Here is a 12,195-nt window from a genome sequence, read left to right on the forward strand (position 1 = left end):
CCGCGCGGCCGCATCGTGCGCCGCGACGTCGAGGCCGCGCGCGACCGCGCCCCCGTTGCCGCCGCGCCCCAGTCCAGCCGCGCCGCCGGCCGCCGTCTGCCGCATTCCGGCATGCGCCGCGCCATCGCCCGCCGCCTGACCGAAAGCAAGCAGCAGGTGCCGCACTTCTACCTGACGGTGGACTGCCGCATGGACGCGCTGCTGGCCCTGCGCGCCCAGGCCAACCAGGGCGGCGCGGTCAAGCTGTCGGTCAATGACTTCATCGTGCGCGCCGCCGCACTGGCGCTGCGCGAGGTGCCCGAGGTCAACGCCAGCTGGCACGAGGACGCCATCGAATTCCACGCCGGCGCCGACATCAGCGTGGCCGTGGCCACCGACGGCGGCCTGGTCACGCCCATCGTGCGCGACGCCGACGTCAAGCCGCTGTCCGCCATCGCTGCCGAGATCGTCGAGCTGGCCGGCCGCGCCAAGGTCAATCGCCTGAAGCCCGAGGAATTCACCGGCGGCTCGCTGACGGTCAGCAACCTCGGCATGTACGGCATCAAGCAGTTCGCCGCCATCATCAACCCGCCGCAGGCCGCGATCCTGGCGGTGGGCGCGGCCGAACGCCGCCCGGTGGTGGACGACAACGGCGACCTGAAGGCCGCCACCGTCATGACCGTGACGCTGTCGGCCGACCACCGCGTGGTGGACGGCGCCGTCGGCGCACGCTGGCTGGCCGCCTTCCGCGCGCTGATCGAAGCCCCCGTGCGCATCCTGCTGTGAGCCCCGCCATGACCAAGACTTCGTTTGACCTGGTGGTGGTGGGCGGCGGCCCCGGCGGCTACGTGGCCGCCATCCGCGCGGCGCAACTGGGCCTGTCGACCGCGCTGGTGGAACGCGCCGAACTCGGCGGCATCTGCCTGAACTGGGGCTGCATCCCGACCAAGGCGCTGCTGCACAGCGCGACCGTGCTGCGCGCCTGCCGCGAGGCCGAGCAGTACGGCGTGACCGGCGCCGGCGCGGCCCAGCCCGACCTGGCCGCGATGGTGGCGCGCTCGCGCAAGGTCGCCGGCCGCCTCGGCCAGGGCGTCACGCACCTGATGAAGAAAAACGGCGTGACGGTGTTCACCGCCAGCGCCCGGCTGGCCGGCGGCGGCCGCGTCGCGCTCGACAACGGCGCCACGCTGTCGGCGCGCCACATCATCCTGGCCACCGGCGCGCGGGCGCGCGAGCTGCCGGCGCTGCCGGTGGGCGAACGCGTCTGGACCTATCGCCAGGCGCTGACGCCGCCGGCGCTGCCCAAGTCGCTGCTGGTGGTGGGCGCGGGCGCGATCGGCGCCGAGTTCGCCAGCTTCTACCGCGCGGTCGGCGCGGAAGTGACGCTGATCGACATGACCGCCGAGATCCTGCCGCAGGAAGACGCCGAGATCTCCGCGCTGGCGCGCAAGGCGTTCGAAAAGCAAGGCATCCGCGTGCTGACGCAGTGCGCGGTCAAGTCGTCCAGCCTGACGGCCACCGGCGTCAAGGCCGTGCTGGAGCAAGAGGGCAAGCAGATCGAGCTGGAGGTCGAGCGCGTCATCGTCGCGGCCGGCATCGTCGGCAACGTCGAGAACCTGGGCCTGGAGCAGACCCGCGTGAAGGTGGAGAAGACCCACATCGTCACGGATGGCCTGGGCCGCACGGCGGAACCGGGCGTCTACGCCATCGGCGACGTGGCCGGCGCGCCGTGGCTGGCGCACAAGGCCAGCCACGAGGCGGTGCTGTGCGTGGAAGCCATCGCCGGCCTGCCGGCGCACGCGCTCGATCCTCTGCGCATTCCGGCGTGCACCTATTCGCATCCGCAGGTCGCCAGCATCGGCATGACCGAGGCGCGCGCGCGCGAGCACGCCAAGGCCACGGGCGGCGAGATCCGCGTCGGCAGGTTCACCTTCGTCGGCAACGGCAAGGCCATCGCCATGGGCGAGGACCAGGGGCTGGTGAAGACCGTGTTCGACGCCAAGACCGGCGAGCTGCTGGGCGCGCACATCATCCACCCGGAGGCGTCCGAGCTGATCGCCGGCTACGGCGTGGCGGCGGCGCTGGAAGCCACCGAGGAAGACCTGATGCACAGCGTGTTCGCGCATCCGACGCTGTCGGAGACGCTGCACGAATCGGTGCTGGCGGCCTTCGGCCGGGCGCTGCACGGTTAAGGCCCTGGCAACGCACCAGGCGTCTCGCGTGGACCGTCCTCGGCCGCGCGGGGCGCCCCGCTTCACAAGCGGCTGGCGAAGAAATCCAGGAAGCAGGCGATGCGCCGCGACAGCTGCGTGTTGCGGTAGTACACCGCATGCATAGGCTGCAGGTAGTCGGTGTGCAGGTCTTCCATGATGCGCACCAGCCGCCCTTCGATCAGATCGTCGCGCGACACGAAGTCCGACAGGCAGGCGATGCCCACGCCGCGCAGCGCCAGGTGGCGCTGGGTTTCGCCGCTGGACGTGGCCAGCGTGGGCGTGGCCAGATAGGTCGAGCCGCCCGCGTGGCGCAGCGGCCAGACGTTCAGGCTTTCCGGCTGGGTGAAGCCCAGCAGTTCGTGCCCGGTAAGATCCTCGACGGTGCGCGGCACGCCGCGCCGCGCCAGGTACTCGGGGCTGGCCATCAGCCAGCGCGGACGCGGCCGCATCGGCCGCGCATGCAGCGTGGAATCGTTCAACGGCCCCATGCGCAGGGCCACGTCGGTGCGGTGCTCGATCAGGTCGACGATGCGGTCGTTGCTGGTCAGCTCCAGCGAGATCGCCGGATACTCCCGGCGAAAGTCGGCCACGTGCGGCACCACGCAATGCAGCATCACCGGCACCGAGGCGTCGACGCGCAGGCGGCCGGCCGGCTGCTGGTTGACGATGCGCATGCATTCCTCGGCCTCTTCCAGCGACTGTACGATCTGGCGCGCCTTCGGCAGGAAATGCGCGCCCTCGGCGGTCAGTTCCATGCGCCGCGTGGTGCGATTCAGCAGCGTCACGCCCAGGTCTTCCTCCAGGCGCGACAGGCCTCGGCTGACGCCCGAGGCGGTCTGGCCCAGCATCTCGGCGGCGGCGCTCATCGAACCGGCGTCGACCACGCCCAGGAACAACCGCAGGGCTTCGGAATTGAGCGCCATTTTTGACTCCGGATCACAAGTGGCGGAATTTTATAGCGCGCTGCTGACGCAATGTCGCGGTGGCCCGGCCGATGACAGGGTTATCCGTCAAACGCGCGGGCAGCGATTCCGAGCCGGCATGAGGTGGCAAAAAAGACAGCGGCGAGGGTTGCTGCGCGCTGCCGCCGGCGCAGCGCACGCCAAAAAAAGCGGCGCACGCTGCGCCGCTTTTTCACTGCATCCACCCGTGGCCGATCAACGCTTCTGCTTGAGCTGCGACAGATCGCGCACCGCGCCGCGGTCGGCCGAGGTGGCCAGCGCCGCGTAGGCCTGCAAGGCCTGCGACACCACGCGCTCGCGGTCCACCGGCAGCCAGCCGCCATCGGCGCGCGCGTTCATCGCGGCGCGGCGGCGGGCCAGTTCCTCGTCGGACACGGCCAGGTGCATCTTGCGGTTGGGGATGTCGATCTCGATGGTGTCGCCGTCTTCGACCAGGCCGATGGTGCCGCCCTCGGCCGCTTCGGGCGAGGCGTGGCCGATCACCAGGCCCGACGAGCCGCCCGAGAAGCGGCCATCGGTGAACAGCGCGCAGGTCTTGCCCAGGCCCTTGGACTTCAGGTACGACGTGGGATACAGCATTTCCTGCATGCCGGGACCGCCCTTGGGGCCTTCGTAGCGGATCACCACCACGTCGCCCGGCACGACCTTGTCGCCCAGGATGCCTTCGACGGCGTCGTCCTGGCTTTCGAACACGCGCGCGCGGCCGGTGAAGACCCACTGCGATTCATCCACGCCGGCGGTCTTGACGATGCAGCCCTTCTCGGCCAGGTTCCCGTACAGCACGGCCAGGCCGCCGTCCTTGGAGTAGGCATTTTCCTTGCTGCGGATGCAGCCGGTCTTGCGATCGGTGTCCAGCGTCAGGAAGGTCGCGTCCTGGCTGAAGGCCACGGTGGTGGGAATGCCGCCGGGCGCGGCGCGATAGAACTTCTGCGCCGCTTCGCCGGCGCCGCCGGCCACGTCCCATTGCGCGATGGCGTTGCCCAGCGTGCCGCTGTGCACGTTGCCGCAGGACAGGTCGAGCAGGTCGGCGCGCGCCAGTTCGCCCAGGATGCCGAGGATGCCGCCGGCGCGGTGCACGTCTTCGATGTGGTACTTGTCGGTGGCCGGCGCGGCCTTGCACAGGCACGGCACCTTGCGCGAGATGCGGTCGATGTCGGCCATGGTGAAGTCGACGCCGGCTTCCTGCGCGGCGGCCAGCAGGTGCAGCACGGTGTTGGTGGAACCGCCCATGGCCACGTCCAGCGCCATGGCGTTCTGGAACGCGCTCTTGGTGGCGATGTTGCGCGGCAGGACCGATTCGTCTTCCTCGACGTAGTAGCGGCGGCACAGGTCCACCACCAGGCGGCCGGCCTGCTCGAACAGGCCCTTGCGCCAGGCGTGCGTGGCGACGATGGTGCCATTGCCCGGCAGCGCCAGGCCGATGGCCTCGGTCAGGCAGTTCATCGAGTTGGCGGTGAACATGCCGGAACAGGAGCCGCAGGTCGGGCATGCGCTGCGCTCGACTTCGGCGACATCGGCATCCGACACGTTGGGATCGGCGGCCTTGATCATGGCGTCGATCAGGTCGATCTTGGCGATCACCTTGCCGTCGGTCGGCGACTTGACCTTGCCGGCTTCCATCGGACCGCCGGACACGAACACCACCGGAATGTTCAGGCGCATCGCGGCCATCAGCATCCCCGGGGTGATCTTGTCGCAGTTCGAGATGCAGACCATGGCGTCGGCGCAGTGCGCGTTGACCATGTATTCGACCGAGTCGGCGATCAGTTCGCGCGACGGCAGCGAGTACAGCATGCCGCCGTGGCCCATGGCGATGCCGTCATCGACCGCGATGGTGTTGAATTCCTTGGCGACGCCGCCGGCGGCCTCGATTTCCTTGGCGACCAGCGCGCCCAGGTCGCGCAGGTGCACGTGGCCCGGCACGAACTGCGTGAACGAGTTGACCACCGCGATGATCGGCTTGCCGAAGTCTCCGTCCTTCATGCCGGTGGCGCGCCACAGGGCGCGGGCGCCGGCCATGTTGCGGCCGTGGGTCGAGGTGCGGGAACGGTAGTGCGGCATGATCTTGTCTCAGGCGATTAGCGTGGGCGGCAAAACGGTAAATAATACGCTGGTTCCGGCCGCCAGCGGCCGCAGGCCGCCCCGAGGCCGCGCCGCGGCCATCAGGCGGACGCCGTGCCGCGCGCGGCGAAGGCGCTGGGCGGCTCGCCCAAGGCCTTGCGGAACATGGCCGCGAACGCGCTGGGACTGTCGTAGCCCAGATCCAGGGCCACATCCAGCACCCGCTCGCCGCGCGCCAGCCGCTCCATCGCCGCCAGCAGCCGCGCCTGCTGGCGCCAGCGGCCGAAGGTCATGCCGGTGTGGCGCAGAAACAGGCGGTGCACCGTCTTGGGATCCACCCCCAATTCCCGCGCCCAGTCGGCCGCGCCCGCCTGGCGCTCGGGGTGGCGCACGATGGCGCGGCAGATGCGCGCCAGGCGCGGCTCGGACGGCTGCGGCAGGTGCAGCGGCAGCACCGGCTCCTGTTTCAGCTCGTCCAGCAGCAGCATCATCAGGCGGCCGTCGCGGGTGCCGGGCTGCCAGTCCAGCGGCACCTCGGCGGCCGCCACCATCAGCTCGCGCAACAGCGGCGAGATCGACAGCACGCAGCATTCGGTGGGCAGGTGCGCGGCCGCGCCCGGCTCGACGAACACCGTGCGCATGCGCGGTTCGCCGCTCATGCGGATGGCGTGCGAGACCCAGGCCGGCACCCAAACGCCGCGCGTGGGCGGCACCACCCAGATACCGGCGTCGGTATCCACCACCATCACGCCCGAGATGGCGTACACCAGTTGCGAGCGGCGATGGCGGTGGCGACGCACGCGATGTCCGTCCTCGTAGTCCACCGCCAGGGCCGCCACCGGGCGCAGCGAGGACTCGTACGGAAACAGGTCCAGATCGGCGGGCTTGCGCGATCGGGAGGCGGCGGGCGATTTCGGTTTGTCCATTTCTCGATGATTCATGTCCAACCGGCGGTAGACGGTCTTTTCCAGTGTACCTATCCTGCCCGCCATCCCGTCGATTTCCCTGTCGTCCGCGTTCCGATCATGCCTCTTGCCTGCCATTGCCCCGCCGCCCGCAGCGCCGCCATGCGCGGCCGGCGCGCGCGCATGGCCGGGAAATCGGACGCCCTCACAACCGCGCGCGCGGTCCCGGACACCCGGCGCCTTGGCGCCAACGCGTGCGCCACCGCGCCGCGCCCGCGCCTTTACGCCCATACCCGCCTCGTCCCGAGCTGCCGCGCCCTCCGCGCCCACGCCGCGGCCGCCGTCCTGCCGACGCTACGACTAGCGCGCGGTTGCCGGGCCTTGCGCCCCGTGGCCGCCCGGCAGCCCCGGGCCCTCTGACGGGCCCGTCCGCCACCTCCCTTGCCCGACCGCCGCCGCAGACCGGCGGCCCCAGACGCCGCGCGCCGCGCGGCCGGAGGTTTTCATGCTCGACCATCCCCAACACAAATACCGCCCCGTCCAGCCCTTTTCCCGCGACTACGCCGAACGCCAATGGCCCGCGCGCCGCCCGAGCGCGCCGCCGATCTGGATGAGCACCGACATGCGCGACGGCAACCAGGCGCTGATCGAGCCCATGGACGCGGCGCGCAAGCTGCGCTTTTTCGAGCAATTGGTGGCCGTGGGCCTGAAAGAGATCGAAGTCGCGTTCCCCTCGGCCTCCGACACCGACTTCAACTTCGTGCGCAAGCTGATCGAGGAAAACCGCATTCCCGACGACGTCACCATCGAGGTCCTGACCCAGTCGCGGCCCGACCTGATCGAACGCACGTTCGAATCACTGCGCGGCGCGCGCCGCGCCATCGTGCACCTGTACAACCCGATTGCGCCGCAATGGCGCCGCATCGTGTTCGGCATGAGCCGCGCCGAGATCAAGGAGATCGCGCTGGCCGGCACGCGCCAGATCCGCGCCCTGGCCGACGCGCATCCGGAAACGGAGTGGATCTACGAGTACTCCCCCGAGACCTTCAGCCTGGCCGAGCTGGACTTCGCGCTGGAGGTCTGCGATGCCGTCAGCGCGATCTGGCGCCCGACGCCGGCAAACAGGATGATCATCAACCTGCCGTCGACGGTGGAATGCACCACCGCCAACGTCTATGCCGACCAGATCGAATGGATGCACCGCCGCCTGGCGCGGCGCGACAGCATCGTGCTGAGCGTGCATCCGCACAACGACCGCGGCACCGCGGTGGCCTCGGCGGAACTGGCGGTGCTGGCCGGCGCCGACCGCGTCGAAGGCTGCCTGTTCGGCAACGGCGAGCGCACGGGCAACGTCGACCTGGTGACGCTGGCGCTGAACCTGGACCGGCAGGGCATCGCCAGCGGCCTGGATTTCACCGACATGGCGGCCGTGCGCGACTGCGTCCAGGCCTGCAACCAATTGCCGGTGGACGTGTTCCACCCCTACGCGTTCACGTCCGCAACGCCAGCAGCGCTTCCTGCAGGTGCCGCAGCCCCCGGCTGAGCGGCTTGTCGCGGCGCATCACCACGGCCAGCGTGCGCGCCAGGCGCGGCGTCAGGGAACGCACCGCCAGGCTGGCGCGCTGGCCCGCGCCGCTGACCGCCAGCCGCGGCAGCACCGCGCACGCCAGGCCGGCCGCCACGATTTCCTTCATGGCCTCGGTGCTGCCCAGCTCCATCACCGGCTTGGCCGCCACCCCTGCCGCGTCGAACCAGTCATCCACCAGGCCGCGGGTGCGCGCGCCCGGCTCGAACAGCACCAGCGGCAACGCCGCCAGCGCCTGCGGCGTCACGGCGTCCGGCATTCCCAGCGGGCCGCGCGCCGGGAAGATCGCCACGAACTCGTCTTCCAGCACGGGCGTGGCCTCGATCATGCGGCCGGGCGCGGGCAGCGTCACCAGGCCGATGTCGAGCGTGTTGTTCTCCAGGCCGCGCAGCATGTCGGCGGTATTGCCGGTGCTGGCCACCACGTCCAGCGCCGGAAAGCGCCGCCGCAGGCCGGCCAGCAGCGGCGGCAGCAGATAGGTGCAGGCGGTGGCGCCGGTGCCCAGGCGCACCCGCCCGGTCACTTGCGAAGCATGCGCCGTCATGGCCTGCTCGGCCCGCGCCAGCGCGGTGTCGATGGCGCGGATGTGGGTCAGCAGTTCCAGCCCGGCGGCGGTGGGCCCGGCGCGGCGGCCGACCCGCTCGACCAGCTTCAGGCCGAAGCGCCGCTCGAGCTGGCGCACCTGCAGGCTGACGGCGGGCTGGGTGATGCCGCCGCGTTCGGCGGCGGCCGAGAAACTGCCCAGTTCGATCACCTGCGCAAAGGTGTGCAGGGCGTCCAGATTGAGTCCGCGCATGGCATTCCGCCCTCGCCTAATCCAAAGTTTTACTTATGAAAAGCATAATAGACCAAAGCTTTATTTATGCATGGGCTTGCGCCACACTGGCGGCTGGTTTTTCACCCGTCCGTTCCTTCCCTCCGCGAACCCGCCATGCCGCAACCCGCCGCCCCCACCATCCTGATCCGCGACAGCGTGGATGCCGATCTGCCCGCCATCAAGGCCATCTACGCGCACCATGTGGAGCACGGCACCGCGTCATTCGAACTGGAACCGCCATCGATCCAGGAGATGCGCCAGCGACGCGCCGGGGTGCTGGAAAAAGACATGCCCTATCTGGTGGCCGAGATCAACGGCGAAGTGGTGGGCTACGCCTACGTCACCCCCTACCGCCCGCGCCCGGCCTACCGCCACACGGTCGAGGATTCGGTCTACGTCAAGGCCGGCCGCGCCGGCCTGGGCATCGGCGGCAGACTGCTGGCCAGCCTGGTCGAACGCTGCACCGCGGCCGGCTGGCGCCAGATGCTGGCGGTGGTGGGCGACAGCCGCAATGCCGCCTCGCTGGCGGTGCATGCGCGCCAGGGCTTTCACCCGGTGGGCACGCTGCGCTCGGTCGGCCATAAGCATGGCGAATGGCGTGACACCGTGCTGATGCAGCGCGCCTTGGGCGAGGGCGACAGCACGCCGCCGCAACGCCCATGATCCCGCCGCGCGCGGTGGTCTGCCTGGGGCTGACGCAACTGGTCGGCTGGGGCGTCACCTTCTACCTGATCGGCGCGCTGGGGCCGGACATGGCCGCCGACCTGGGCTGGGACCCGGCCACCCTCTACGGCGGCTTCTCCTGCGCCATCGTGGTCATGGCGCTGGTGTCGCCGCTGGCCGGCCGCGCGGTCGACCAATGGGGCGGACATCGGGTCATGCCCGCCGGCGCCACGCTGGCGGCGGCGGGCTGCGTCGCGCTGGCCGCCGCGCACGGCCTGCCTGCCTATTTCGCCGCCTGGACGCTGCTCGGTGTGGGCATGCGGCTGTGTCTGTATGACGCCGCATTCGCCTCGCTGGCGCGCGCCGCCGGCCCCACGGCGCGGCGGCCGATGTCGCAGATCACGCTGTTCGGCGGGCTCGCGTCGACCGTCATGTGGCCGGTGGGCCATGCGCTGTCGGGCTGGCTGGGCTGGCGCGGCGCCGTGCTGGCCTACGGGGCGCTGGCATTGGCGACCGTGCCCCTCTACCTGGCGCTGCCGCGCGCACGCTACGCCGCGCCGGTCCAGGCCGCCGGCCAGGGTGGCGCCGGCCTGACGCGCAACGCATCCGAGCGGCGCCTGGCCGGCCTGCTGTACGCGGTGATCGCCATGCTCACCAATTTCCTGGCGGCCGGCAATGCCGCCCACCTGATCCCGCTACTGGCGGGCCTGGGGCTGACCAAGGCGTTGGCGGTCAATGTCGCCGCGTTGTGGGGCGTGGGCCAGTTCGCCTCGCGGCTGGCCGACGTCGCGCTGGGGTCGCGCCTGCATCCCTTGACCCTGACCCTGGCGGTGGCCGCCCTGATGCCGCTGGGTTTCGTGCTGGCGCTGCTGTCCGGCGGTCACCTCGTCGCCTTGGCCGCCTACGCCTTGCTCTACGGCGCCTGCAATGGCCTGCTGACCATCGCGCGCGGCACGCTGCCGCTGGCGTTGTTCGACTTCCGCAGCTATGGCGCACTGGTCGGCGCCCTGCTGATTCCCAGCTTCCTGTTGACCGCCGCCGCGCCCGTGGCCTACGCCTACGTGGCCGAACGGCACGGGTCGCACGCCGCGATGGGCATATCGGCGGGACTGGCTACCGCCATCCTGGCCGCGGCGCTGGCGTTGCGATGGCGCTTCATCGCCCGGACGCGGGGCTGAAAGGCGCGCCGCCGTCACGCAGCGCCACGGCCGGCGCCGGGTGTTCGCGGCCTCGCGCCATGTCGGCGCGGCGCCAGCGCTGCTCGGCGAGCGCGGCGGCCAGTTCATCGCCCGTGCCGGGCCGGAAAAACAGGAAACCCTGCAGCAGGTCGCAACCGGCTTCGCGCGCGGCGCGGCAATGCGCCTCGGTCTCGATGCCCTGGGCCACGGTGACGATGTCCAGGTCGCGCGCCAGCTGACAGATCGAGGTCATCACCTTCTGCGCCTCCGCCTGGCGCGCGGCGCTCCAGACGATGGACTTGTCCAGCTTCATGCCGGTCAGGGGCAGCGTCGACAGCCATTCGAGGTTGTTGTAGCCCTTGCCAAAATCATCCAGCCAGACCTGGATGCCTCGACCGGTGAAAGCTTCCAGCGTTGAACGGATATCGGCGGATCCCGCGTGCAGGGCCGCTTCTTCGGTGAGCTCGATGCGGATGTCGCCCGACGCCAGGCCGCACGCGGCGATACCGCGCAGGACTGTGCCGACGACATCGCGGCGCGCAAAGCTCTGCGGCGAGATATTGAGATTCACCGCCAGCGCCGCCCCTTGCGCCGTCTGCCGCCAGCGCGCCTGGTCACGGGCAATGGTCTGCAGGCTCCAGCTGATGAGGGCCTGCGCCGCCTCGGGGGCGGCTGCTTCGCGCAACAAGCCATCGATGCCCATCGTCTCGCCACCGGCCACACGCCATCGCAACAGCGCTTCGGCGCCGACGATTTCCAGATCCGCGGCGGTGACGATAGGCTGGTAGTGGAACCGCAGGCGGTCGCCCTGGATCGCGGCCAGCAGCGGCGACACGGCGCATTCCTTGCGGATCACCGTGGGTTCGTGGCTCGCGCCGCTGCCATCCTGGACCAGCGTGGCCGAGAACGCATAGCCCTTGCCGCGCAGGCTGCGTATTGGAATGGCCATGCCGGCGGCAACGCCCTTGCGCTTGAGGCGGCTGATGACCAGGTCCAACGCGCGGCCATTGCCGGCAATGTCGAGGCCGGCGGCGGCGAAACCCGCGCGGCGGATGACGCGCTCGGGATGGCCGTGCATGCCCTTGAGCACCGCGCGTTCCATGGGCGTGAGATTGACGGCCGCCCCGCCGGGCGAGACCAGCGTCCATTCGTTGTCGCACAGGCGCCAGCTTTGTTCCGCCGCGGCGGGCTCGGCCGCCACGTCCGGCCGGCGCGTTGCGGAGGCCGCGGGCGGCTGGCACAAGGTCAACTTGCGCTGCGCCGACTGAATCGCCGCCGCCACTTCGCTGTAGCTGATGTTCGCGTCATAGCAACTATCCGCGCCGGCCAGCAGCGCGTTGATCCGCATCGCGGGGCTTTCGATGTGGCGGATGGCGATGATGGTCGAGTGGGCGAAGCGCGCGCGCAGTTGGCCGATCGTGATGTCCAGGTCGCGCGGCAGGCACAGATGCACCTGGATTTCCCCGGCATGGCGCGCCGGCGGCGGTTCCTGGAGCGATACGGGATTCAGGACGAACCCGATCTGCTCAAGCGAATCGGAGATGCCCTGCTTGGCGAATTCGTTATCGAAAATAAGGATAATGCGCGACCGATTCATGATGATTGAGCTCTGAATAAATATGCTTTCCATCGAACGGTATTGAAATGTTTTTATTCATCTCGATACCTGGAACAGGGTCGCAAAAAAAGAGCGCTCAATTCTTCATATTGCCGCGCAAAGTCGAAAATCATTGAATTCCATTCATTTAAAAATGAATGGAATTCAATATATCGAAATAAAACTCGCCGATGAGTGAAACGTAGCGACATGCGCGCGGCTACGGTGCCGGCGC

The 12,195-nt window shown here is 69.8% G+C and carries 10 protein-coding genes; 5 read left to right on the forward strand and 5 right to left on the reverse strand.

Features of this window, described 5'->3' with window-relative positions:
• Window positions 1-765, forward strand: a 765-nt coding sequence (locus AruCF_RS30035) for a 2-oxo acid dehydrogenase subunit E2 (RefSeq protein ID WP_254431147.1), incomplete at its 5' end; no start/stop codon positions are given.
• Between the two features lie 8 nt (window positions 766-773).
• Window positions 774-2,171 carry a dihydrolipoyl dehydrogenase gene (lpdA, locus tag AruCF_RS23550; RefSeq protein ID WP_049076580.1) on the forward strand — a complete coding sequence of 466 codons (1,398 nt, stop codon included), beginning with the start codon at window positions 774-776 and terminating at the stop codon, window positions 2,169-2,171.
• 62 nt (window positions 2,172-2,233) lie between these two features.
• On the opposite strand, the gene AruCF_RS23555 is transcribed toward lpdA, so the two are convergent.
• The 3 genes from AruCF_RS23555 to AruCF_RS23565 all read right to left on the reverse strand — a co-directional run bounded on the left by AruCF_RS23555 (window position 2,234) and on the right by AruCF_RS23565 (window position 6,156).
• On the reverse strand, window positions 2,234-3,115 hold the full coding sequence (locus tag AruCF_RS23555) for a LysR family transcriptional regulator (protein ID WP_049076582.1): 882 nt from the start codon (window positions 3,113-3,115) through the stop codon (window positions 2,234-2,236).
• A 234-nt stretch (window positions 3,116-3,349) separates the two neighbouring features.
• On the reverse strand, window positions 3,350-5,215 hold the full coding sequence (ilvD, locus tag AruCF_RS23560; protein WP_049076584.1) for a dihydroxy-acid dehydratase: 1,866 nt from the start codon (window positions 5,213-5,215) through the stop codon (window positions 3,350-3,352).
• Window positions 5,216-5,316: 101 nt separating this feature from the next.
• Complete coding sequence (locus tag AruCF_RS23565; RefSeq protein ID WP_049076586.1) at window positions 5,317-6,156, reverse strand: AraC family transcriptional regulator; 840 nt, start codon at window positions 6,154-6,156, stop codon at window positions 5,317-5,319.
• 469 nt (window positions 6,157-6,625) lie between these two features.
• Between AruCF_RS23565 and AruCF_RS23570 the strand changes: the two genes are divergently transcribed.
• Window positions 6,626-7,663, forward strand: a complete 1,038-nt coding sequence (locus AruCF_RS23570; RefSeq protein WP_049076587.1) for a 2-isopropylmalate synthase — start codon at window positions 6,626-6,628, stop codon at window positions 7,661-7,663.
• Here AruCF_RS23570 and AruCF_RS23575 read toward each other — a convergent pair.
• Window positions 7,611-8,501, reverse strand: a complete 891-nt coding sequence (locus tag AruCF_RS23575; protein WP_083036900.1) for a LysR family transcriptional regulator — start codon at window positions 8,499-8,501, stop codon at window positions 7,611-7,613. The genes AruCF_RS23570 and AruCF_RS23575 overlap by 53 nt on opposite strands.
• A gap of 135 nt (window positions 8,502-8,636) precedes the next feature.
• Between AruCF_RS23575 and AruCF_RS23580 the strand changes: the two genes are divergently transcribed.
• Window positions 8,637-9,185, forward strand: a complete 549-nt coding sequence (locus AruCF_RS23580) for a GNAT family N-acetyltransferase (protein WP_049076590.1) — start codon at window positions 8,637-8,639, stop codon at window positions 9,183-9,185.
• Complete coding sequence (locus AruCF_RS23585; protein WP_049076592.1) at window positions 9,182-10,363, forward strand: MFS transporter; 1,182 nt, start codon at window positions 9,182-9,184, stop codon at window positions 10,361-10,363. The genes AruCF_RS23580 and AruCF_RS23585 overlap by 4 nt, the downstream gene beginning before the upstream one ends.
• On the opposite strand, the gene AruCF_RS23590 is transcribed toward AruCF_RS23585, so the two are convergent.
• Window positions 10,341-11,960 (reverse strand): EAL domain-containing protein, encoded by a 1,620-nt coding sequence (locus AruCF_RS23590; RefSeq protein WP_235432715.1) that lies wholly within the window; start codon window positions 11,958-11,960, stop codon window positions 10,341-10,343. The two genes, AruCF_RS23585 and AruCF_RS23590, sit on opposite strands and share 23 nt — an antisense overlap.
• Window positions 11,961-12,195: the final 235 nt, after the last annotated feature.

The organism is Achromobacter ruhlandii, assembly GCF_002082135.1.
GTDB lineage: Bacteria > Pseudomonadota > Gammaproteobacteria > Burkholderiales > Burkholderiaceae_B > Achromobacter > Achromobacter ruhlandii.

Coding starts and splice junctions, on each gene's coding strand:
- lpdA (WP_049076580.1), top strand. CDS start 774: ATGACCAAGACTTCGTTTGACCTGGTGGTGGTGGGCGGCGGCCCCGGC.
- AruCF_RS23555 (WP_049076582.1), bottom strand. CDS start 3,115: ATGGCGCTCAATTCCGAAGCCCTGCGGTTGTTCCTGGGCGTGGTCGAC.
- ilvD (WP_049076584.1), bottom strand. CDS start 5,215: ATGCCGCACTACCGTTCCCGCACCTCGACCCACGGCCGCAACATGGCC.
- AruCF_RS23565 (WP_049076586.1), bottom strand. CDS start 6,156: ATGAATCATCGAGAAATGGACAAACCGAAATCGCCCGCCGCCTCCCGA.
- AruCF_RS23570 (WP_049076587.1), top strand. CDS start 6,626: ATGCTCGACCATCCCCAACACAAATACCGCCCCGTCCAGCCCTTTTCC.
- AruCF_RS23575 (WP_083036900.1), bottom strand. CDS start 8,501: ATGCGCGGACTCAATCTGGACGCCCTGCACACCTTTGCGCAGGTGATC.
- AruCF_RS23580 (WP_049076590.1), top strand. CDS start 8,637: ATGCCGCAACCCGCCGCCCCCACCATCCTGATCCGCGACAGCGTGGAT.
- AruCF_RS23585 (WP_049076592.1), top strand. CDS start 9,182: ATGATCCCGCCGCGCGCGGTGGTCTGCCTGGGGCTGACGCAACTGGTC.
- AruCF_RS23590 (WP_235432715.1), bottom strand. CDS start 11,960: ATGAATCGGTCGCGCATTATCCTTATTTTCGATAACGAATTCGCCAAG.